The sequence below is a fragment of the Sphingomonas xanthus genome (assembly GCF_007998985.1).
GTDB lineage: Bacteria > Pseudomonadota > Alphaproteobacteria > Sphingomonadales > Sphingomonadaceae > Sphingomicrobium > Sphingomicrobium xanthum.
Genome location: NZ_CP041659.1, coordinates 1,779,194 through 1,800,034, shown reverse-complemented (window position 1 = coordinate 1,800,034; position 20,841 = coordinate 1,779,194). Strand labels below are relative to the sequence as shown.

20 protein-coding genes and 1 tRNA gene are annotated in these 20,841 nt (G+C 64.3%); 6 read left to right on the top strand and 15 right to left on the bottom strand.

From position 1 onward, the window contains the following. Positions 1 to 40: 40 nt before the first annotated feature. From FMM02_RS09070 to FMM02_RS09045, 6 genes are all read right to left on the bottom strand, one after another. Positions 41 to 2,311, bottom strand: coding sequence for a TonB-dependent receptor (locus tag FMM02_RS09070; RefSeq protein WP_187107751.1), 2,271 nt, complete (start codon positions 2,309 to 2,311; stop codon positions 41 to 43). A 110-nt stretch (positions 2,312 to 2,421) separates the two neighbouring features. After that, a complete protein-coding gene (locus FMM02_RS09065) occupies positions 2,422 to 3,336 on the bottom strand; it encodes a FecR family protein (RefSeq protein ID WP_147494536.1) in 915 nt (304 codons plus the stop codon). 36 nt (positions 3,337 to 3,372) lie between these two features. Beyond that, positions 3,373 to 3,903 carry an RNA polymerase sigma factor gene (locus FMM02_RS09060; protein ID WP_246104762.1) on the bottom strand — a complete coding sequence of 177 codons (531 nt, stop codon included), beginning with the start codon at positions 3,901 to 3,903 and terminating at the stop codon, positions 3,373 to 3,375. Positions 3,904 to 3,974: 71 nt separating this feature from the next. Continuing rightward, positions 3,975 to 4,325 (bottom strand): hypothetical protein, encoded by a 351-nt coding sequence (locus FMM02_RS09055; protein WP_147494535.1) that lies wholly within the window; start codon positions 4,323 to 4,325, stop codon positions 3,975 to 3,977. A gap of 107 nt (positions 4,326 to 4,432) precedes the next feature. After that, a complete protein-coding gene (locus FMM02_RS09050) occupies positions 4,433 to 4,594 on the bottom strand; it encodes a Flp family type IVb pilin (RefSeq protein WP_147494534.1) in 162 nt (53 codons plus the stop codon). A 158-nt stretch (positions 4,595 to 4,752) separates the two neighbouring features. Further along, positions 4,753 to 6,753 (bottom strand): transglycosylase domain-containing protein, encoded by a 2,001-nt coding sequence (locus FMM02_RS09045; RefSeq protein WP_147494533.1) that lies wholly within the window; start codon positions 6,751 to 6,753, stop codon positions 4,753 to 4,755. Between the two features lie 99 nt (positions 6,754 to 6,852). On the opposite strand from FMM02_RS09045, the gene FMM02_RS09040 reads away from it, so the two are divergent. From FMM02_RS09040 to FMM02_RS09030, 3 genes are all read left to right on the top strand, one after another. Beyond that, positions 6,853 to 8,325: an ABC transporter substrate-binding protein gene (locus tag FMM02_RS09040; protein WP_147494532.1), complete on the top strand. Its 1,473-nt coding sequence runs from the start codon at positions 6,853 to 6,855 to the stop codon at positions 8,323 to 8,325. Then, on the top strand, positions 8,325 to 8,765 hold the full coding sequence (locus tag FMM02_RS09035; RefSeq protein WP_246104761.1) for a DUF4112 domain-containing protein: 441 nt from the start codon (positions 8,325 to 8,327) through the stop codon (positions 8,763 to 8,765). The genes FMM02_RS09040 and FMM02_RS09035 overlap by 1 nt, the downstream gene beginning before the upstream one ends. A gap of 76 nt (positions 8,766 to 8,841) precedes the next feature. Next, positions 8,842 to 8,917, top strand: a tRNA-Val gene (locus FMM02_RS09030). 196 nt (positions 8,918 to 9,113) lie between these two features. Here the strand turns inward: FMM02_RS09030 and cysQ are convergent. The 8 genes from cysQ to FMM02_RS08990 are packed head-to-tail and all read right to left on the bottom strand — an operon-like array spanning position 9,114 to position 17,680. Further along, on the bottom strand, positions 9,114 to 9,938 hold the full coding sequence (gene cysQ, locus FMM02_RS09025; RefSeq protein ID WP_147494531.1) for a 3'(2'),5'-bisphosphate nucleotidase CysQ: 825 nt from the start codon (positions 9,936 to 9,938) through the stop codon (positions 9,114 to 9,116). Beyond that, the gene (locus tag FMM02_RS09020) at positions 9,938 to 10,717 is read right to left on the bottom strand and encodes an SDR family NAD(P)-dependent oxidoreductase (protein WP_147494530.1); all 780 of its coding nucleotides are present in this window, start codon (positions 10,715 to 10,717) and stop codon (positions 9,938 to 9,940) included. Before FMM02_RS09020 ends, cysQ begins: the two co-directional genes overlap by 1 nt. After that, positions 10,714 to 12,582 carry an acetyl/propionyl/methylcrotonyl-CoA carboxylase subunit alpha gene (locus tag FMM02_RS09015; RefSeq protein WP_147494529.1) on the bottom strand — a complete coding sequence of 623 codons (1,869 nt, stop codon included), beginning with the start codon at positions 12,580 to 12,582 and terminating at the stop codon, positions 10,714 to 10,716. The genes FMM02_RS09020 and FMM02_RS09015 overlap by 4 nt, the downstream gene beginning before the upstream one ends. After that, positions 12,583 to 13,569, bottom strand: a complete 987-nt coding sequence (bioB, locus tag FMM02_RS09010) for a biotin synthase BioB (RefSeq protein ID WP_342782505.1) — start codon at positions 13,567 to 13,569, stop codon at positions 12,583 to 12,585. Beyond that, on the bottom strand, positions 13,566 to 13,970 hold the full coding sequence (locus FMM02_RS09005) for a YciI family protein (protein WP_147494527.1): 405 nt from the start codon (positions 13,968 to 13,970) through the stop codon (positions 13,566 to 13,568). Before FMM02_RS09005 ends, bioB begins: the two co-directional genes overlap by 4 nt. 11 nt (positions 13,971 to 13,981) lie before the next feature. After that, entirely contained in the window at positions 13,982 to 15,583 is a 1,602-nt protein-coding gene (locus tag FMM02_RS09000; RefSeq protein ID WP_147494526.1) for a carboxyl transferase domain-containing protein, read from the bottom strand. 39 nt (positions 15,584 to 15,622) lie between these two features. Further along, on the bottom strand, positions 15,623 to 16,468 hold the full coding sequence (locus tag FMM02_RS08995) for a cytochrome c (protein ID WP_147494525.1): 846 nt from the start codon (positions 16,466 to 16,468) through the stop codon (positions 15,623 to 15,625). Positions 16,469 to 16,519: 51 nt separating this feature from the next. Further along, a complete protein-coding gene (locus FMM02_RS08990) occupies positions 16,520 to 17,680 on the bottom strand; it encodes an isovaleryl-CoA dehydrogenase (protein WP_222703812.1) in 1,161 nt (386 codons plus the stop codon). A 187-nt stretch (positions 17,681 to 17,867) separates the two neighbouring features. On the opposite strand from FMM02_RS08990, the gene FMM02_RS08985 reads away from it, so the two are divergent. After that, the gene (locus FMM02_RS08985; protein WP_147494524.1) at positions 17,868 to 19,052 is read left to right on the top strand and encodes an acetyl-CoA C-acyltransferase; all 1,185 of its coding nucleotides are present in this window, start codon (positions 17,868 to 17,870) and stop codon (positions 19,050 to 19,052) included. 76 nt (positions 19,053 to 19,128) lie between these two features. Further along, positions 19,129 to 19,575 carry a hypothetical protein gene (locus tag FMM02_RS08980; protein WP_147494523.1) on the top strand — a complete coding sequence of 149 codons (447 nt, stop codon included), beginning with the start codon at positions 19,129 to 19,131 and terminating at the stop codon, positions 19,573 to 19,575. On the opposite strand, the gene FMM02_RS08975 is transcribed toward FMM02_RS08980, so the two are convergent. Further along, positions 19,572 to 19,955 (bottom strand): MerR family transcriptional regulator, encoded by a 384-nt coding sequence (locus FMM02_RS08975; RefSeq protein WP_147494522.1) that lies wholly within the window; start codon positions 19,953 to 19,955, stop codon positions 19,572 to 19,574. The genes FMM02_RS08980 and FMM02_RS08975 overlap by 4 nt on opposite strands. A 72-nt stretch (positions 19,956 to 20,027) precedes the next feature. Between FMM02_RS08975 and FMM02_RS08970 the strand changes: the two genes are divergently transcribed. Then, positions 20,028 to 20,798: a glutaredoxin family protein gene (locus FMM02_RS08970; protein WP_246104760.1), complete on the top strand. Its 771-nt coding sequence runs from the start codon at positions 20,028 to 20,030 to the stop codon at positions 20,796 to 20,798. Positions 20,799 to 20,841 lie beyond the last annotated feature (43 nt).

Sequence of the window (20,841 nt, the reverse complement as noted above, 5' to 3'; positions counted from 1 at the left end):
GATCAGACGGAGCCGCCCGCGCCTTGCCTTGGAAAAAATTCTAGAAGGCCTGCTCAAAGCCCAGTCGGATGGTGCGTGGACGCAAGGGGGTGAGCTGATCGGCGCCACTGGCGATCGGCGCGCCAAAGGCGAAGCGGTTGCCAACCTCGTCGGTAAGATTGGTTACGGTGAGCGAGATCGCCCGGCGCTGGTCGAACGCCCGCAGGACCAGCCCGGAATCGACATACTCGCCCTGCCGTTCGCCAAGATATGGCCCCACCCCCAGTCGCGAGCGCCCGACATAGCGGGCGTAGGCGTTAGCCTCGATGTGCCACTCGCCGCCGAGACGGTGGCGCCAATCCACCGACCCGCGGGCGATGACCTTGGCGATGTTGGGAATTTCCATCGGGTCCGTGTCGGACCCGACCATCAGCGTACGAAAATCGTCGGTCGGCTTGGTAATCCGGCCCTCGTTCCAGGCCACTCCGGCCGACAGCCGGAGCGCCGGCGTCAACCGGACACCGCCATTGACGGTGACAGTCCATACGCGCCCGTCACCGATGTTAGCGGTTACCGGAAGGCCGGCAGGATCCAGGAAATCGGCCTGGATGTCCGACCAGGCGCTTCGCGTTGCGCTGCCGTGCAGGTCGAAACCATGTCGGAGGGGCAGGCTGTAGCGGAATCCCAACTCGGCGGTTCCAAGACGGTCATTGCGGTAAAGCCGCACCGTATCCGCGGAAATCGACAGACCGCCGGGACGAAAGCCTTGCTGGTAACGACCGTAGACGGTGAGGCCCTCGGTTGGCCGGGCGAGCAGCGCCGCCGACGGCAGAAAACGGCGCTCGGTCCGATCGGGATCGCTCCCGACCAGTTCCGCGAGGTTGGGCGGGCTGAGGTGCTGGCCCGACCCGGTCAGTCGGGTCACGCTAAAGCGCCCGCCCACGCTAGCCTCAATCGCCGGCAGCAACTCGGCCCCCAGCTCGCCGTAAAGCGTGGTTTCGCGAACCCGGTTCTCTACCCCCGACAAGTCGCTGGTGGTGTCATCCGACCGCAGGTCGCGATGCACCTTGTAGCGATGGGCGATGGAGCTGAAACCGATCAGCCAGCTATAGCCATCAGCCATCGGCCGCCAGACGCGCGTTTCGTTGCTCAGCGCGCGGGCCCGGCTGTACTGCCCAAGCCGGCGCACGGCGTCGCGCGTCGAGGCGTCGAAATGTTCGTCGACGTCCTGCCAGCTGCCGCCGGTGGTCGAGCGAAAACGGACCGCGCCGCTGTCCTTGCGTACGACCAGGCTGGCAAGTTTGAAGGCGGATTCGAACGGCTGGGCGACGAGGCTGTCGCGTGCCAATCCCGACATCGCGCCGTCGGCATATTGGCTGTCGTCACCGTCGATGCGCTGGGCAAGTCCTGACAGGTCGACGATCCACCCAGGCATCAGCTCCGCCGACAAGGTCGCGCGGGCGCCGGTTACGCCAACTGTGTTGATGTCGTCCTCGCCCGTTGCGACATTGTCGATGTAGCCGCCCTCGGTCGCCTGGTACGCGATGGCGCGAAGGGCCGAATTAGCACCCAACGGCAGGTTGAGCATTATCGAGGAGTCGTGGCCAGCATCGCCGTGCCAGGTCAACGATCCGCCGACGACCGCCCGGCCCGACAATTCGCCGAAGGCCGGCATGTTGGGTTTCAGCAAGACAATCCCGCCAAGCGCTCCCGACCCATAGAGCGTCCCTTGCGGGCCCTCGAGGATTTCGACCGCCTCCATGTCGACCAGCTTCAGGTCGGGGTCGGGACCGCTATAGCCGGTCCGCATGTCGCCGAAATATTGGCCGACCGGCGACTGGGTGGCGCCGCTGAAGCTGGAATCGGCGATCCCGCGAATGAATAATTTGTTGCGGCCGGCACCGAGATGGGTCGACGAAAAGCCGACCGATCGTGCTTCGACCGCTTCGATGCCGGTCACACCGAGCGGCCCGAATTCCTCTCCATCGATGCGCGACCATTGTCCGGGAAAGCGCCGCGATAGCAGGTCGCGCTTGCTTGCCGTGACGACGATGTCTTGCGGCGCGGTCTCGGGTTCCTGCGGGATGGTCGCGACGGCGACCGCCCTTGCAGGCTTCCTTAACGGCTCGGCCGCAGCGACCCTGGGCGCCGGAACCAGAAGATAGCTATTTCCGCCAACCTGCTTGACCCGAAGCCCGCTTCCCCGGGCTAGATGGGACAAGGCTTCGGCAGCGCTCAGCCGACCGCGGACTGCCGGGGCCGCGCGGGCGAGCAAATGCTGTTGAGGGATGGAAATATTGACGCCGGCTTGCCTGCCGATGGCGAACGCCACCTGCCCGACCGTCCCGGCAGGGACATCGATCAGTCGGGAAGCGGCATAGCCGGGAGTGGCGAGGGACAGGAGCGCACAGAGCGGCGCGCCAACGTAGAGCGTCCGGATCGCTAGACCTTTCCTCCCAAATTCCAGCCTCTGCCCGATCGTTCGATCGGGACGCCCAACAATGGTTCGAGCGAACGCGGGTCGCGCCGTATCGCCTCGACCGACAAGGTACCCGTAAATCGCCGCGCGCTGATAGTCGCATTCGCCGAAAAGTCGAGCCCTGTCGATCGGCGGAGGTCGGCGACCACATTGTCCAGTGGTTCGTCGACATAGGCCAGCTGACCACGCTCGAAGGAACCGACCGAGGAGGCATCGGCGGATTGGGCGCGCAGCACCGACGCCCCGTCCTCGGTATCCAGCCGTTCGCCCGGAGAAAGCTTCAACCGGGCCCCGCCAGGATCGGCGATAACCGCGCCTTCGCTGACGAGTACCCGGGTTTCGCGGCCGTCACGAGACACTTCGAATACTGTACCGACATCGACCAGCTCGAGGTCTCCGCTCATGACCCTGACGCCATCACGATCCTGCTCATGCAGGCGCAGCAGCAATTGGCCGCGGTGGAGTCGGATGTCCCGGCGATCCCAGCCGGCCAGCTCCAGCCTGGTATCGCCGTTCAGAACCAGCTCATCCTGGCCGCCAAGCGACACCAGCCGCACCTCACCCGGGCCGGTGCTATAGTCGATCGGCATCATCCGGGGCGCGAGCAGCGCGGCTCCCGCCGCCGCCAGCACCGCAATTCCGGCGGCCAGCGCCATGCGGCGAGGCCGGGCGACGCGAGCGGGCCGGGACCCGGCAGGGACGGCATCGAGGAAGGGCAGCATCTGCGCCTCTGCGTCCGCAAGCGCATGATAGGCCTCGGCATTGGCCGGACATTCTTCTAGCCAGGTCGTAAATTCGTCCCAGCCGTCGAACTCCGGATCATTGGTCCGGACGAGCCAATCGAGGGCCGCCGCCTTACGGTCGGGGTTGATCGTCATTGCCACCTCATACCCGTAGAGACGGAGTCCGCCGCCTTATTCCTCATCGAGCTTCTCCTTCAGCTCGGCGAGCAAGCGATAGACGATGCGCAGGTCGGCCTCGACGGTGCTGGCGCTCAGCCCCATTGCCGCCGCGATCTTCCGCTGGGTGATGCCTTCGATCCGATGCTGACGGAAAATCGACACGGCGCGGGCGGGAAGCGTGGCCAGCCTCGCCTCTACAAGATCGAGTTGGCGCCGCCCCTCCACCATACGCTCGGGACCCGGATCGTTGGCGGCCGATCCCGGAAGCCTGTCGGTAAGGCCAGCCCATTCGACATCGCGCCGATGCGCTTGCGCGCTCGATCTACGCCAGTCGATCATCAAGTTGGTCGCGGCACGGAACAGATAGCTTCGCGGGTTCGCCACCGGCCCGGGAAGCGAGGCAACGACTTTAAGCCAAAGCTCCTGCAGCAAATCTTCCGCCGCTTCCCCGGCGCCATGCGCACGGAGGTACCGAAGCAAGGGCTGGCGATGCTCCTCGAAGATTTGCTGTAGCCCGTTGTGCTGCATGGCTTGGGCGGTCATAGCCGAGGCTCGACGGTCCGCAATGATTTTACGGAGCTAGGCGGGAAGCTCCGCTTGGCGATTGGCAGTGCCTAGCGCTTTTCCGGTCTTTGGCTGACCCATAATGGCTGCCGGTAACGGCCCGCATCGACCGACAGGATTGCAATGCCATCGTCGGCCAGCGGGACGACCGCCGTGCCGAATGCCGCCCGGGTGCCGTCGCTGCCGACCGTCACCCCGACTTCGCCGTGGATTGGTCGCGCCTGTTCTTTTTCGATGAGAGCCTCTGGTGCCGCCCTGGGCTTGCGCTCGGCATCGGCCAAGACCTGTTCGATCTGCTCCGGCGTCAGCCGAAATTCGACCGGCTTGGCTGGAACGGGATCGGCCGCCGCCGCTGAAGGGGCGAGCAGGCCGAGAGCCGGCAGGGCGAAGTGGATCCGCATAGCCTCCCTTAGCTCTTTCTTCGGGTCCGCGCCAAGCTGCGCTGCGAAAACAACGAAAAGCGGCGGCGCCTTTCGACGCCGCCGCCAATCTTCAGCCTTCGAACCGATTAGTTCAGTTCGTTCGACACGTTGTTGAACGTGCTGCCCAGGCTGTTACCGATGTTGCCCATAGCGGCAATCGCCGCAACAGCAATGAGAGCGGCAATCAGACCGTACTCAATCGCGGTCGCGCCCTTGTTATTTTTGATCAGTTTCAGAAACTTGGCCATCTCTGGTCTCCTTCACAGCTCCACACTGGGGATCCACACTCCCCACCTTCGCGAAAGAACGGCGCGTCGGTTGATTGAGGGAATAATGCTGGAAGGGTTGTAAAAGAGTTAAGAGCGCGGGTTTCCGATCGTTTACCGCGATTTTATCCCGGCTGCGGTCAATTTTCCTCGATCAGCTTCTCGACGAAGTCCAGAATCTGGCGCACCGCCTCGCCCCCTTCGCTCCACTCGCTGGGGACCGGGCTTTGCCGTTTTTCGGACTGCCGCTGCCGGTTGGGCACGCGGAATCCGTCCGGCAAGGGCGGGCCCTGGCGACCGTCGATTGCGATCGCCGACGACATGAAGCGTCGCCAGATCTGGGCCGGGGCAGTCCCGCCGCTGATCTTGCCGAGCGACTCATTGTCGTCGCGGCCTACCCACACCCCGACCACCAGGTTGCCGGCAAAGCCAACGAACAGGGCATCGCGATTATTCTGGGTGGTCCCGGTCTTGCCGAACGTCGGCAACCAAAGGGCGGCGCGGCGCCCCGTGCCTTCATTGGCCGCAGCCCATAACAATTCCATCATCGGGGCCCGGTCGCGCCGATCGTCCAACCTTCCGCCGCGCGCAAAAAAGGCTGACAGGCCGGCCTGGTCCGCCTCCGCTTGAGGCGGAAGGCCATGCGGCTCGACAGGATAACGGCCGCCTGCAATCGCCGCATAGGCGGCGGTAAGCTCGATCAGGCTGACCCCCGAGGTACCCAGCGCCAGGCTTGGGCGGTCGGTCAGCGGCGAATCGATGCCGAGGTCGCGGGCGGCGCGAATGACATTCTGCCGGCCGACCTGTTCGGCCAGTCGCACCGTCGCCGTGTTGCTGGACCGCGAAAAGGCTTCGCGCAGGGTGATCTTGCCGCGATGCACCTTGTCGCTGTTGCCCGGCGACCATCCATCGACTGTGATTGGTCCATCGTCGATGAGGCTGTCGGGACCATAGCCTGCACGAAGCGCCGCCAGATAGACGAACAGCTTGAACGCGCTGCCCGGCTGGCGCCGTGCCTGCGTCGCGCGGTTGAACGGGCTCTTGCCGTAATTTGTGCCGCCGACCATCGCTACGACTCGCCCGTCGGGCCGCATCGCCACCAGCGCGGCCTGCGCCCCGTTGATCGACGCATTCGCGACCGCGCGGACCGCAATCCGTTGAAGATCGGCATCGAGCGTGGTCGGTACCTTGATCTGACCATAGTCGGCATCGAAAGCTTGGGCTGCTTGCGGGGCGACCCAGTCAGCGAAATAGGTGCCCGTGGGTACCGTGCTGACGGTTCCGCTGGGCCGTGCCGAGCGAGTTGACTCCGCGCGCGATTGGCTGATCACCCCGGTGTCGGCCATCGCCTGAAGGACGAGCCGGCTGCGTTTCTGGGCAAGCGCGAGGTTGCGCGTCGGCGCGAGCCGCGATGGCGCCTGGACCATGCCCGCAAGCATAGCCGACTGGGCCAGGTTCAATCGTTCCGGTTCCCGATTGAAATAGTGGCGCGAGGCCGCCCGAAGCCCATAGACCCCATCACCGAAATAGACCGAGGACAGGTAGCGCGACAGGATTTCGTCCTTGGTCAACCAGCCTTCAAGCCAAAAAGCGATGATCACTTCCTGTGCCTTGCGTTTCATCGAGCGATCGGAGGAAAGAAAGCTGGTCTTTGCCAGCTGCTGGGTCAGCGTGCTGCCACCTTGGCGAACGCCGCCCGCCCGCGCGTTGGCGACAAGCGCCCGGCCGATCGCGCGCGGATCGATTCCCCAATGGGTACGAAAACGGCGGTCTTCGATGGCAATGAAGGCCGAGGGAGTGAGCGGATCAAGGTCGGCGATCTCGACCGGTCTGTCCTTGATCGCGCCGCGCCGAGCGATCGGTCGCCCTTCGGCGCTAACCAGCAGCATCGCCGGATCGTCGAGCGGCTCAAGCGCCCGGCCGAGCGGCGCGGTGATCACCAGCCACAGCAAGGTGACAAGCAATAATGCGCCGAAAGCGGTGATGCCCCAGCGCAGCCAGCGGCGACGCTTTGGCGGCGCGGGAGGGGTCGGCGCGTCCGGAGGCGGGATCGTGGCGAAGGGATCGGGCAGATTTTCGATATCCAGCCCGCCGCGCTGCCAGATCCGCTGGTCGTCGCTGCGACTATAGTCGTCCGCCATTGCTTCCCTTCAGCCGCACTGCCTTACACCACTAAAACAGTTCGGCGGGAATATCCAGTGGTTGCTGAACCGCGGTTTAAGGCTAAACCCGTTGCCGCAATGGGTCGCTGCATTCACGCCATCTTCCTGCTCCTGACACTGGCCAGCTGCGATGGGCGGCAGGGCGGGATCGTCGAAGTGGGTGCGATCGGGCCCGAGCCGCGGCTAGTCGAGACGGTCGAAAAGCCGCTCACCCCAGGGGAGGCTTTGTTAAGGTCGAGCGTCGCGCAGGGGCTGGTCCGCTTCGACGAACGCGGTCAGGTCGTTCCGGGTCTCGCCGAGCGGTGGAACGTCAGCGACGACGGGCTCAGCTATATTTTCCGCCTGCAGACCGGTGAATGGGCCGACGGCCGCAAGATTCGCGCCGATGAGATTGCGCGCATAGTCGGCCGCCAGCTTCGCGCTGTCAGCAAGAATCCGATGAAGGACTCTCTCGGAGCGGTCGACGAAGTGGTGGCGATGACGGAGCGGGTGATCGAAATCCGCCTTAACGCCGCCCGCCCCAATCTTCTCCAGCTGCTCGCACAGCCCGAACTCGGGCTGGTTCGCGCCAGCGTCGGGACCGGCCCCTTCCAACTTTCCGCCGAGGCCGCCGCCGATGGGGACAAGCCAGATGGCTTGCTGCTCAGCCGCCGCATCCGCATCGCGGGCGCAGAAGACCCGGTCGAACAGGTGCGACTGCGTGGCGGCGAAGCCGAGGCGCTGGTTGCCGCCTTTGCGGAGCGCAAGATCGACCTGGTGGTCGGCGGAACGGTCGGTGACCTGCCCTATGCCATGGCCGCCAAGGTCCCGCGCGGGGCGCGGCGTTTCGATCCGGTCGCCGGTCTGTTCGGTCTGGCCCCGACCCGGCGCAGCGAGTTCTTGCAGGACGAACAAGTCCGCCGCCTGCTGTCCCGGGCAATCGACCGGCAGGCGCTGGTTTCCGGCCTCCATGTCGATGGCCTGACGTCGCGTGCGACCTTGCTGCAGGCAGGTCTCGACGGCATCGGCCAGCCTGCCCAGCCCGGTTGGCTCGACCAGCCCATCGACGAACGGCGTGCCGCATTGGTTGCCGAGGGCAATCGCCTGTTCGGCGCGGAAGAACGGCCAACGCTGCGGCTTGCGCTGCCAGATGGCCCCGGGGGCGACTATCTGTTTGGGCGGCTGCGCTTCGATTGGGCCTATCTCGGCATCACAGTCGAACGGGCGCCCTCAGCGGCGTCGGCAGACCTCATCTGGATCGACGAGGTGGCACCTTCGGGATCGCCGGCCTGGTTCCTGCGGCGGTTCCGGTGCGATGTCGCCGCGATCTGCATTGAGGAGGCCGACGACATGTTGTTCGCCGCACGGACGACGCGCGATCCGCGGCAGCGCGCGGCGCTGTTCCTCGAAGCGGCGCGCCTGATGGACGAAGGGCAGTTGTTCATGGCCGTCGCAGCGCCGGTGCGTTGGTCACTGGTTTCGGGCCGGGTCCCGGGCTTCGCCGAGAACCCATTTGCACGCCACACGTTAGTGGGCCTTGCCGACACCAACTTCAGCGGGAACGCACCCTGATGGAACCAATCGACCAGCCGACCCCTAAGATGCGCCGCGAACTGCCGGGCCTGGGCTCCGATCCGGCATCGGTCCGACAGCGCATCGAAGGGATGGAACAGATTCTCGAACGGATGTTCGTCGTCCCGGGAATTAACAAGCCGGTCGGGCTCGACGTGATCCTCAGCCTTATTCCGGGTGTCGGCACGATCAGCGCCGCGGCACTCGGCAGCTATATCGCCTGGGAAGCCCGCAACCTCGGCATGTCGAAATGGCAGGTCGCGCGGATGGCCGGCAACATCGGCTTTGACATGCTGCTGGGCGCAATCCCGGTAATCGGGGCGATCCCCGACTTTTTCTTCCGGTCGAACACGCGCAATCTGCGGATCGTGAGGAAGCATCTCGACAAGAAACATCCGGGCAGCCGGACGCTCGACGTGCAGGCAACGCCCGGCGCCTGAGGTCGGCGGGGGCCCTGCGCCTTCGGGGCTTGCTGTCGGGCCATGCACGTGGCATCGGCCCCTCACCGCATCGCGCGGGCGCTTAGCTCAGTTGGTAGAGCATCTCGTTTACACCGAGAGGGTCGGCGGTTCGAGCCCGTCAGCGCCCACCATGTCCAAAGGACTGCAGATTGAGGCCTCCTTGCCCACTTCCTTGAAGTAGCGGCGCATCGCTTCACTCGCCCGCGGATCACGGCCGCCCGGGGCTAGATCGACTGGCTTCGCGATGTCGGCTTTGCCCATGATCCGGAAGTGATAAGCGCACCCGACAGCTCGCACGACTGGCTGCCGGGCGCTCCCTCCTGAAGCTTAGACGCCTTGGGGAAGGTCACCGCCGCCGCCGAACGGCTCCATGAACGGCGCGATCGGCGGCGCCTGCCATCCCGCGGTGGCGCAAAAGCCGAGGTTGAGGAAGGCGGGCTTGCCATAGGCAAGCGGCGATCCGTCGAGCCCGTCGACCCGCCCGCCCGCGGCCAGCAGCACGGCATGGCCGGCGGCGGTGTCCCACTCGCTGGTCGGCGACAGGCGGGGATAAATGTCTGCCTTGCCCTCGGCGACGATGCAGAATTTCAACGACGACCCGACCGACACATGCTCGCAAAGGCCGATCACTTCGGCGAGATAGTCAACTGTCGCTTGGGTGAGGTGGGACTTGGAGGCAACTGCGGCGCGGACCTCGCCGAGCGGGCGGCACGCGATGGCGCGACGCTCGCCGCCGCGTTCGACGAAGGCGCCCTCGCCGGCGAGGCCGCTCCACAGCGTGTCGGTCGCCGGCTGATAAACCACCCCAAGACGCGGCACGCCCTCGGCAATGAGGCCGATGTTGACGGTATAATCGTCGCCGCCGCGGACGAATTCCTTCGTGCCGTCAAGCGGATCAACGAGGAAATAGGTGTCGCCATGCGCCGGGATCCGGCCAGCCGCGACTTCCTCCTCGGCGATCACCGGAACGCCGGGCGCGGCGGCGGCGAGCGCCTCGAGGATGACGCGCTCCGCCGCCCTGTCGCAGACGGTGACAGGAGATTGGTCGCCCTTGGTCTCGACCTCGAATCCGGCTTTGACCAGCTTCAATATCTCTGCCCCTGCTTCGCGAGCAGCGACGTTCAAGGCATCGAGCAACCCCAGTTCACGCATCAACGCGGCGCCATCCGGATCCCGCCGTCCAACCGGATTGCTTCCGCGTTCAGATAGACATTCTCGACGATGAAGCAGGCGAGCCGGGCATATTCTTCGGCCTGGCCCAAGCGCTTCGGGAATGGCACCTGCGCACCCAGTGCGTCCTGGACGTTGGGCGGCATCATCGCCACCATCGGCGTCTTGAACACGCCCGGAAGGATGGTGTTTACGCGCACCCCGTCGTTCATCAGGTCACGCGCGATCGGCAGGGCCATCCCCAGCACCCCGCCCTTCGAGGCAGAATAGGCCGCCTGGCCGATCTGTCCGTCTTGCGCTGCGACGCTCGCAGTATTGATGATCACGCCGCGCTCGCCATCGTCCAGCGGGTCGGCGCTTACCATGCCATAGGCAGAGTTGGCGATGCAGCGGAATGTCCCGACCAGGTTGATCGCGATCGCCAGTTCGAACTGGTGCAACGGGTAGCGCTTAGGCTCCTTGGTCTCCTTGTCGCGGCCGACGGTCTTCACCGCGTTGGCAACCCCTGCGCAATTGACCAGGATTCGCTCCTGCCCATGGGCTTCGCGGGCCTTGTCGAACGCGGCCGCGACCTTCTCGTCGCTGGTCACGTCGACTTCGCAGAAAATGCCGCCGATCTCGCGCGCGACCTTTTCCCCGCGTTCCACGTCACGGTCGAAGATGGCGACCTTCGCGCCCTTCGCCGCGAGCGCCCGCGCGGTCGCCTCGCCCAGTCCCGAAGCGCCGCCGGTTACCACTGCTGCCGTTCCGTCGATCTTCATGCCTGTTCCTTTTCAATCACCGCGAGCACCGCCTCGACCACGACTTGCGCGCCGGCGGTGGCGTTTAATTCGGCCACGATTCCATCGAAGGGGGCGGTCAGCCCATGTTCCATTTTCATGGCTTCTAACGTCAGCAACCGTTGCCCCTTCGCAACCTTGTCACCCTGCGACACTTCGACACTGGTGACCTTGCCGGGCATCGGCGCGAGAATTTCCCCGTCATGGGCGCCATGGCCAACGGTGCCCCGCGCGGCGCGGTCGAACTCATGCGCCTGGCCCTCGTAGAAAATGACGACGCGCTCATCGTGGCGAAAACCCGACACTGCCGCTACCGGCTCGCCATCGTCCAGCGGGACATGGCGAAAGCTCCCGCCCAGCCCCAGCACAGCTCCACTGCGCATCGGCGCGTTTAGCCGAAAGCCGGCAAGCCCGGTCGCCTCTTCATCCTCTTCCGCGCTGGCAACGGCTGCAGCGCCGCGCCACAGGGTATCGTCCGGCTCGACCGGTGGGACGAGAGTATCGATCTTGCGCTCGATGAAGCCCGTATCGACATGACCACGGCCGAAATCCTCGTCGAGCAGCGCGTTGAACAGGAAGCCGGCATTGGTCCTGACCGGCCAGACCTCAACTTCATCGAGGATTGCCGCCAACGCCCCGATTGCCTCTCCCCGGTCATCGCCGCGCGCAACCAGCTTGGCGATCATCGGATCGTAAAATGGGGAGATGGCATCGCCCTCTTCTACGCCGGTCTCGATCCGCCCTTCTTCGCCGAGGTCGAAATGGTCGAGCCGCCCGACGCTTGGCATGAATCCCTTGGCGGGATCCTCGGCATAGAGCCGCGCCTCGATCGCCCAGCCATCAATCGACAGATCGTCCTGCGAAAGCGGCAGCGGCTCCCCACTGGCGACCCGCAGCTGCCATTCGACTAGGTCCTGACCGGTGATCTCCTCGGTTACCGGATGCTCGACCTGAAGCCGCGTGTTCATTTCCATGAACCAGATGCGGTCGGCGCGAAGACCCTCCGAAGCGTCGGCGATGAATTCGATCGTGCCGGCGCCCTCGTAATCGACCGCCTGCGCGGCGCGGACCGCGGCACTGCACACGGCTTCGCGGGTGGCATCGTCCATGCCCGGCGCGGGCGCTTCCTCGATCACCTTTTGGTGGCGGCGCTGCAGCGAACAGTCTCGTTCGAACAGGTGGACGACATTGCCATGGCTGTCGCCGAATACCTGCACCTCGATATGGCGCGGCGAGAGGATGTATTTCTCGATCAGCACGACATCGTTGCCGAAGCTCGACGCCGCCTCGCGCTGGCAGCTTTCCAACGCGTCGAGGAAATCCTCCGCCCGGTCGACCTTGCGCATCCCCTTACCGCCGCCGCCCGCGACCGCCTTGATAAGCACTGGATAGCCGATGTCTGCCGCTTGCTCGGCAAGGAAAGCCGGATCCTGGTTGTCTCCCATATAGCCGGGCGTCACCGGGACCCCGGCTTCGGCCATCAATGTCTTGGCGGCGTCCTTGAGGCCCATCGCGCGGATCGAGTCCGGTTTGGGTCCGACCCAGACCAGCCCGGCACCGATCACGTCTTGAGCGAAGTCGGCATTTTCGCTGAGGAAGCCATAACCCGGGTGGATCGCCTCCGCCCCCGCGTCCTTCGCCGCGGCGATGATCTTGTCGCCGACAAGGTAGCTTTCGCGCGCCGGCGACGGGCCGATATGGACCGCCTCGTCGGCCATGCGGACGTGCAGCGACTTAGTGTCGGAGTCCGAATAGACGGCGATGGTGCGAATACCCATCATTCGCGCGGTGCGGATGATGCGGCAGGCGATTTCCCCGCGATTGGCGATGAGCAGCGACTTGATCACTCAGGCCTTCTCCATCGCTCGCATTGGTTCGGCGTTTTCCATCGGCTTCAACCCCAGCTTGGCCAGCATCGCCGCGTCAGCGCTGTCGCCGGCATTGGCAGTGGTCAGCAACTTGTCGCCGGTAAAGATGCTGTTGGCGCCGGCAAGGAAGCATAGCGCCTGCGCCGCCTCGCTCATGCTCTCGCGTCCCGCCGACAGGCGCACCATCGATCGCGGCATGGTGATCCGCGCGACGGCAACGGTGCGAACGAACTCGATATCGTCGATCATCTTTTCGCCGGCAAACATATCGCCCAGCACCGTGCCCTTGACCGGCACCAGCGCATTGACGGGCACGCTTTCCGGGTGACGCGGCAGCGTCGCGAGCGCGTGGATGAAGCCAACCCGGTCGGCGCGGGCTTCGCCCATACCGACGATCCCGCCGCAGCAGACGCTGATGCCAGCTTCGCGAACTTCATCCAGCGTGTCGAGCCGCTCCTGGAAGGTTCGGGTCGAGATGATCTCGCCATAATGTTCGGGTGAGGTGTCGATATTATGGTTGTAATAGTCGAGGCCAGCTTCCTTGAGCTGGCGCGCCTGCGTGGCCGTCAGCATGCCCAGCGTCATACAGGTTTCCAGCCCCATCGCCTTCACCCCCGCGACCATGGCACAGACTTTGGCCATGTCGCGGTCCTTGGGCTCGCGCCACGCCGCGCCCATGCAGAAACGCCGAGATCCATGCGCCCTAGCCTCCGCCGCCGCGGCCAGCACGGCCTCGACGTCCATCAACTTCTCGGCCTTGAGCCCCGACTTTGCATGCGCCGATTGGCTGCAATAGCCGCAATCCTCCGGGCAGCCGCCGGTCTTGATCGATAGCAGGGTACATAGCTGCACCTCTCCCGCGGCATGATGCGCCCGGTGTACCTCGGCCGCGCGGAACAGCAGCTCGGTGAACGGCAAGTCAAAGAGGTCCGCGATTTCGGCGCGGGTCCAGTCGGTGCGGGTCATTCCGTCGGTCCCTCCGGCGATGGAAGGCCGCCCATCTGGATCGACCATTGCCGGAATTCGATCTCAAGCACGCCGGCCTGGATGATGGCGTCGTTGGTCAAGCGTGCGCGGATCGCGGCCTCGTCGACGCCCTGCCGGAAGACGGTAAGCCCAAGCACCGGCTCGCCGACGAAAGGCCCGCTGACGATGACTTCCCCCTTGGCGGTGAGGTCGAGGTAAATGTCGCGGTGCGCCAGTGCCTGGGACCGCATGTCCCCCAACTTGGCGAAATTCGGTCCCGCCTTGGTTAGAACGACAAGATGGACCGGCCGTTGCGCGGCCGGGCGGTCCTGGGCGGCGGTCGGCTGGGCAACCGCGACGCCCGCAGCCACAAGGCATGACAATGCGAATATCAAGCGCACTCTGTTCTCCATCACATCCTGAACACGCCGAACTGCGGCCGCTCGGGGATCGGCGCGTTTAGGCAAGCTGAGTACGCCAGCCCCAGCACGTCGCGGGTCTGCACCGGATCGATGATCCCGTCGTCCCACAGCCGCGCGGTGGCATGCCAGGGATTGCCCTGCGCTTCATAATCTTCGCGGATCGGCTGCTTGAAGGCCTCGGCCTCGTCCGCGCTCCACTTGTCGGCGTCGCGGTGGACCGTCGCAAGCACGCTGGCGGCCTGTTCGCCACCCATCACGCTGATCCGGCTGTTGGGCCAGGTAAACAGGAAGCGGGGCGAGTAAGCGCGGCCGCACATGCCATAATTGCCCGCGCCGAAGCTGCCGCCGATCAGGATAGTAACCTTGGGCACGGTGGCAGTGGCAACGGCGGTGACCAGTTTGGCTCCGTGCTTGGCAATGCCCTCCGCCTCATATTTTCCGCCGACCATGAAACCGGAAATATTCTGGAGGAACAGCAAGGGGATGCGCCGCTGGCAGGCGAGTTCGATGAAGTGGGCGCCCTTCACCGCGCTTTCGCTGAACAGCACGCCATTATTGGCCAGGATAGCGACCGGCATTCCCCAGATATGGGCGAAGCCGCACACCAGCGACGGGCCGTAGAGCGCCTTGAACTCGTGGAATTCGCTGCCGTCGACGATGCGGGCGATCACCTCGTGCACATCATAGGGAGCGCGGACATCCTCGGGGATAATCGCGTAGAGTTCTTGCGGGTCAAAAAGCGGCGGGCGCGGTTCGCGGGTCTCGATGGTCGCGCCGGTTTTTCCGCCGAGGTGGCTGACGATGTCGCGCACGATCGTCAACGCATGTTCGTCATTTTCGGCAAGGTGGTCGACCACGCCCGACTTGCGCGCGTGAAGGTCCCCGCCGCCCAATTCCTCGGCGCTGATCTCCTCGCCAGTTGCGGCCTTCACCAACGGCGGACCAGCGAGGAAGATGGTGCCCTGTTCGCGAACGATCACGCTTTCGTCGCTCATCGCCGGGACATAGGCTCCGCCCGCAGTGCAGCTGCCCATGACGCAGGCGATCTGCGGAATGCCAAGCGACGACATCTGCGCCTGGTTGAAGAAAATCCGCCCGAAATGGTCGCGGTCGGGAAAAACATCAGCCTGGTGCGGTAGGTTGGCGCCGCCGCTGTCGACCAGATAGATGCACGGCAAGTGGTTCTCGCGGGCGATTTCCTGCGCCCGGAGGTGCTTCTTGACCGTCATCGGATAATAAGTGCCGCCCTTTACCGTCGCGTCGTTGCAGACGATCATGACCTGCTTGCCGGAAACGCGGCCGATGCCCGCGATCATCCCCGCGCCAGGCACTTCGCCATCATAAAGATCGCACGCCGCAAGCTGGCCGATTTCGAGAAAGGGTGAGCCGGGATCGAGCAGCCGCTCGACCCGGTCGCGGGGAAGCAGCTTCCCGCGCGCGACATGCCGATCGCGCGATTTTTCGGTGCCGCCCAGCGCCGCCGCCGCCACATCGGCGCGCAGCCTGTCAGCCAAACCACGATTGTGCGACGCGCGGGCCTTGGCCTCGTCGCTGTTAAGGTCGATTTTGCTTTCCAGCCGCGGTGCACTCATGGCCGAAACGCCTAGCGAGTGCGGCGGCGCTTGCCTAGGCTATTGAGGCTGCTGCGGACGGTCCGCGCGGGCCTTGATGTAACCGATCACCGCCTGCCGTTCCGCGGGCGTCATTTTCGACAGCGATTCCAGAACAATGACTTTCATCAGGCCCAGATCGGGCTTCGACTTGCCCTCACCGGTCGTCAGCAATGTCTCCAGTTCCGCCGGCGTGTAGGCCGCAGCGACGTCGAGGTTGGGCGTGAAGCCCTCATAGCCCTGGAGCTTGCTGTTATGACAACCGGTGCAGGCCATCCGCACGATGTCGCGGCCCCGCGCGTGGGCCGGGCCCAGGTCTTCAGGAGCCTCGGCCGCATATCGCTTGGTCTGGAGCGCCGCGTTCTGGATTGCGCCGGCTTCAACCTCCGCAAGGAAGCCCTTGCCCTTTCGGATCGGCGGCAGCTGCTTGCCCTCAGGCTTGAACGAACGCACGTAGCTGATCAGCGCTGCCATGTCGGCATCGCCAAGGAACTGATAGCTTTCGGACGGCATGAACCACAGGTCGCGTCCGTCCTTGGGCATGCCCTTGCGCAGCAATCTTTCGAAATCCGCGTCGCTGTAATTGGCGTGGACAAGGGTCAGGTTCGGCGCATTCATGTCGCCATATTCCGGATCGTCGGCGGTGACATTGGTGCCCTGTAAATTGTCGCCGTGACAACTATTGCAGTGAAGTACCTCGGCAAGCCTCTTGCCATGTGCCAGCTTGGCCGCCTGGTCCTTGTAATCCGCGCCGTCGAACACCAGCGATGCTGGCATCGCCTCCGCCGCTTCGCGCGACTGGTTAGTTTGTTCGGTTCCGCACGCCGACAGGCTGGCAAGTGCCAGCAAGACCACGACCTTTTGCATCGCGACTCTCCCCTGCTGGGAAAGCCGTTTAACGCAGATTAAACGTTCTGGCTATGCTCCGATTAGCTCGCGTCCGATCAGCATCCGGCGGATTTCGTTGGTGCCTGCGCCGATATCCAGCAGCTTGGCGTCGCGCATATAGCGTTCCACTGGCCAGTCCTTGGTGTAGCCCGCGCCGCCCAGCGCCTGAACCGCCTCGCCGGCAACCTTGAACGCGCTTTCGGACGCCAGCAGGATTGCCCCCGCCGCATCGAACCGCGTGGTTCTGCCGGCGTCGCAATTCTTTGCGACCTGGTAAACATATGCGCGCGCACTGTTGAGCGCGACATACATGTCGGCGACCTTCGCTTGGATCAGCTGGAAAGCGCCGATCGGCTTGCCGAACTGCTTGCGCTCCCGGACATAGGGAATGACCACGTCGAGACAGGCCTGCATGATTCCAAGCTGGATGCCGGCGAGCACGGTGCGCTCATAATCGAGACCGCTCATCAGCACGCCGACACCGCCATTTTCCGGCCCCATGATATTCTCGGCCGGGACGAAGCAGTCGTCGAATACAAGTTCGCAGGTCGGCGAACCCCGCATGCCGACCTTGTCGATCTTCTGGCCGATGGAAAACCCTTCCATTCCCTTTTCGATGAGGAAGGTGGTGATGCCGCGGCTACCTTCATCGGGCGCGGTCTTGGCATAGACGACCAGCGTGTCGGCATAGGCGCCGTTGGTAATCCAGAATTTGGTGCCATTGAGGCGATAGCCATTGCCGGACTTTTCTGCCTTCAGCGTCATGCCGACGACGTCGCTTCCCGCGCCCGCTTCGCTCATCGCCAGCGCGCCGACATGTTCGCCGCTGATCAGCTTGGGGAGATACTTGCGCTTCTGTTCATCGTTCGCCCAGCGCCGGATCTGGTTGATGCAAAGGTTGGAGTGCGCGCCATAGCTGAGGCCGACCGAGGCCGAGGCCCGGGCAACTTCCTCCTGGGCGATTACATGTTCGAGATAGCCGAGCCCCAACCCGCCCCATTCTTCCTCGACGGTAATGCCGTGCAACCCCAACTCGCCCATTGCCGGCCACAGCTGCTGCGGGAATTCGTCCTTTTCGTCGATCCGCGCTGCGATCGGCGCGATCCGGTCAGCGGCAAAGCGCTGGGTCGTGTCACGGATGGTCTCGGCCATCTCGCCGAGGTCGAAATCGAGGCCGGGCAAATCGCTCATCGTCAATAGTCTCCTCTCAGGAGTTTGACCTCCTGTACGCGGGCGGCGCTAGCAGAGAGGATGGAGCCTTGTCAGCCCCGCCGGAGGGCTCGGCCCGCCTAGGAAACCGGCGAGGGTGAATTGAACCCATCGCCTCCACCGCCTATGTGCACCTGCAACAATCGCACATTTCGACGGAGTTTCCATTATGGCCACCGACCCGATCGTCATCCTATCCGCCGCCCGCACGCCGATGGGATCGATGCAAGGCGCCCTGTCCGATGCCAGCGCCACCGACCTCGGCGCCACCGCGGTCAAGGCGGCAGTCGAGCGGGCCGGGATCGATGGCTCGGACATCGACCGTATCTACATGGGCTGCGTACTTCCCGCGGGCCTCGGCCAGGCCCCCGCGCGCCAAGCAGCGCTGAAGGCCGGACTGCCCAAGTCGGTCCAGGCAACCACGGTCAACAAGGTGTGCGGATCGGGCATGCAGACGGTGATCATGGCCGAAGAGGCGCTGAAGGCCGGAAACGCCGACCTGATCGTCGCCGGCGGCATGGAGTCGATGACCAACGCGCCCTACCTGCTGAAAAAGCACCGGTCCGGCGCGCGGATCGGCCATGACATGGCTTATGACCATATGTTCCTCGACGGGCTGGAAGATGCCTATGACGCGGGCCGGGCGATGGGGACTTTCGCGCAGTGCACCGCGGACGAATATCAGCTGACCCGCGAGGCGATGGATGAATATTCGATCGAAAGCCTGTCGCGGGCCAAGTCCGCGATCGACAGCGGCGCCTTTGCCGAGGAGATAGCCCCCGTGACCATCAAGGGCCGCGGCGGTGAAACCGTCGTCGACACCGACGAAGCCCCGGGCCGCGGCCGGCCGGACAAGATCCCATCCCTCAAGCCCGCCTTCGCAAAGGATGGCACCATTACCGCCGCGACCAGCTCGTCGATCAGTGACGGTGCCGCCGCCGTGGTGCTGGCCCGCCAGTCGGACGCCGAGGCCAAGGGGTTGAAGCCCGTCGCCCGGATCGTTGCGAGCGCCGCCCATGCACGCGAGCCCAGCGAGTTCACCATCGCGCCCGCCGGCGCCATCGAAAAAGTGTTGAAAAAGGCCGGCTGGGCCGTGACTGATGTCGACCTGTGGGAAGTCAACGAGGCGTTCGCCTGCGTCGCCATGTTTGCGATGAAGGACCTCGGCATTCCGCACGACCAGATCAATGTTCATGGCGGCGCGACCGCGCTGGGTCATCCCATCGGTGCAAGCGGAACCCGCATCCTCGTGACGCTGATTGGTGCCTTGAAGGCGCAGGGAAAGCGTCGGGGCGTTGCCTCGCTTTGCATCGGCGGCGGCGAAGCCACGGCGATTGCGGTAGAGCTCGTCTGAGCCGCCTTCTCCTCCTGGTGGGCTTCGAGGCGGAAAACTGCTAACCGGTCCTACCCACCACAACAGGGAGGATAAGATGCGGATCGTGATGACTTCACTGGCCGCGCTTGCGCTTGTGGCTTGCCAACAGCAAGACGCGCCGGCCGATGCAAACATTGCCGATGCCAATGCCATGACCGACATGAACGCGATGGACGCCAATGCGATGGCGACCCAAGCAGGATTCCAGATCAACGACACGAGCTGGGAATTTGTCGAGGACGGAAAGACGGTTACGGAAACCGTCGACTCCAGCGGCAACTATGTCGCCTGGGCGGGATCTGAACATCTCGATCATGGAACCGCGGTGATGAAGGACGGCAAGGCCTGCTTCACCAGCGCGATGGACCAGGAAGGCGAGGTCTGCTGGACGACCAAGCCGGTCGCGGTCGGCGAGTCGATGGAAACCACCAACGACAAGGGCGAAACGCTGATGGTCAAACGCGTTGCCTTCATGCCCGTCCCGGCGGCGGTAACTCCTTAACCGAAGGACGCGATGATCGGGCAGGGTCCTGCCCGGTCTTCGCCGCATTCGCGGGCCAGCCGGGCGAGCGAGGCGCGCGCCTCCCGGAGCTCGGTGATCCGCTCGTCGAGCGCGGCGATCCGTGCTTTCGCCAAAGCGCGGGCGCGCGCCCGGTCCTCGCCCGCGTCGAGCGCGATCAGTTCGGCAATTTCCGCCAAGGTGAATCCCGCCGCCTGGGCGCGCTTGATAAAGCGTATCCGATCAACATCGGCACCATCGTAACGGCGAATTCCGCCCGCCCGCGGCGGCTGGGCAAGCAAGCCCTTGCGCTGGTAGAAGCGTACCGTCTCAACGCCTACTCCGCTGGATTTCGCCAGCGCCCCGATCGTCAGATTCGCCATGCTTGACTCCGTACCATGGTACGGCAGCTAAAAGCCTGCCCGAATCGTTTCAAGTCCGACGAAAGGGTGAACATGAACATGTTGGAAGCTGTCGAACGCACCTTGGCAAGGAAAGCCGAACTTTATCGCATGGTCATGCCCGGCCATGTCTGTCCCTGGGGCCTCAAGGCCAAGCACCTGCTGGAAAGCCAGGGATATACGGTCGTCGACCATCATTTGACGACCCGCCAAGAAACCGATGCGTTCAAGGATCGCAACAATGTCGCAACCACGCCGCAGGCATATGTCAATGGCCAAAGAATCGGCGGCTATGACGATCTGAAGCGGTTTTTCGGCAAAACGGTCCGCTCGGCCGGAGAAACCAGCTACATCCCTGTCGTCGCGCTGTTCGGGATGACCGCCCTTGCTGCTGCGGCCCTGAGCATGGCAACGATGGGCAGCGCCTTCACCGTTCATGCGGCCGAATGGTTCATCGGCCTGTCGATGGTCGTGCTGGCGATGCTCAAGCTTCAGGACGTTGAGAAATTCTCTGCGATGTTCCTGAACTACGACCTGCTGTCGAAGCGCTGGGTACCTTATGCCAGCCTTTACCCTTTCCTTGAGGGTGCGGCGGGGGTGCTCATGCTGTCGGACCGCTTGACCTGGCTCAGTGTCCCCGTCGCCTTGTTCATCGGGGTCGAAGGTGCGGTTAGCGTGTTCAAGGCCGTCTATCTCGACCGGCGCGAACTCAAATGCGCCTGTGTCGGCGGAAGCTCCAATGTCCCCCTGGGCTTTGTCTCGCTAACGGAAAATCTGATGATGATCGCCATGGCGCTATGGATGGGCCGGACTTTCTTCAGCTGATCGTGCGGACAAGGAAACGGCGGCCCCTCGCGGAGCCGCCGTT

Excerpts from the sequence above, each read along its gene's own strand:
- FMM02_RS09065 (WP_147494536.1), bottom strand. The coding sequence starts at position 3,336 with ATGACGATCAACCCCGACCGTAAGGCGGCGGCCCTCGATTGGCTCGTC.
- FMM02_RS09060 (WP_246104762.1), bottom strand. The coding sequence starts at position 3,903 with ATGACCGCCCAAGCCATGCAGCACAACGGGCTACAGCAAATCTTCGAG.
- FMM02_RS09055 (WP_147494535.1), bottom strand. The coding sequence starts at position 4,325 with ATGCGGATCCACTTCGCCCTGCCGGCTCTCGGCCTGCTCGCCCCTTCA.
- FMM02_RS09050 (WP_147494534.1), bottom strand. The coding sequence starts at position 4,594 with ATGGCCAAGTTTCTGAAACTGATCAAAAATAACAAGGGCGCGACCGCG.
- FMM02_RS09045 (WP_147494533.1), bottom strand. The coding sequence starts at position 6,753 with ATGGCGGACGACTATAGTCGCAGCGACGACCAGCGGATCTGGCAGCGC.
- FMM02_RS09040 (WP_147494532.1), top strand. The coding sequence starts at position 6,853 with ATGGGTCGCTGCATTCACGCCATCTTCCTGCTCCTGACACTGGCCAGC.
- FMM02_RS09035 (WP_246104761.1), top strand. The coding sequence starts at position 8,325 with ATGGAACCAATCGACCAGCCGACCCCTAAGATGCGCCGCGAACTGCCG.
- cysQ (WP_147494531.1), bottom strand. The coding sequence starts at position 9,938 with ATGCGTGAACTGGGGTTGCTCGATGCCTTGAACGTCGCTGCTCGCGAA.
- FMM02_RS09020 (WP_147494530.1), bottom strand. The coding sequence starts at position 10,717 with ATGAAGATCGACGGAACGGCAGCAGTGGTAACCGGCGGCGCTTCGGGA.
- bioB (WP_342782505.1), bottom strand. The coding sequence starts at position 13,569 with ATGACCCGCACCGACTGGACCCGCGCCGAAATCGCGGACCTCTTTGAC.
- FMM02_RS09000 (WP_147494526.1), bottom strand. The coding sequence starts at position 15,583 with ATGAGTGCACCGCGGCTGGAAAGCAAAATCGACCTTAACAGCGACGAG.
- FMM02_RS08995 (WP_147494525.1), bottom strand. The coding sequence starts at position 16,468 with ATGCAAAAGGTCGTGGTCTTGCTGGCACTTGCCAGCCTGTCGGCGTGC.
- FMM02_RS08990 (WP_222703812.1), bottom strand. The coding sequence starts at position 17,680 with ATGAGCGATTTGCCCGGCCTCGATTTCGACCTCGGCGAGATGGCCGAG.
- FMM02_RS08985 (WP_147494524.1), top strand. The coding sequence starts at position 17,868 with ATGGCCACCGACCCGATCGTCATCCTATCCGCCGCCCGCACGCCGATG.
- FMM02_RS08980 (WP_147494523.1), top strand. The coding sequence starts at position 19,129 with ATGCGGATCGTGATGACTTCACTGGCCGCGCTTGCGCTTGTGGCTTGC.
- FMM02_RS08975 (WP_147494522.1), bottom strand. The coding sequence starts at position 19,955 with ATGGCGAATCTGACGATCGGGGCGCTGGCGAAATCCAGCGGAGTAGGC.
- FMM02_RS08970 (WP_246104760.1), top strand. The coding sequence starts at position 20,028 with ATGAACATGTTGGAAGCTGTCGAACGCACCTTGGCAAGGAAAGCCGAA.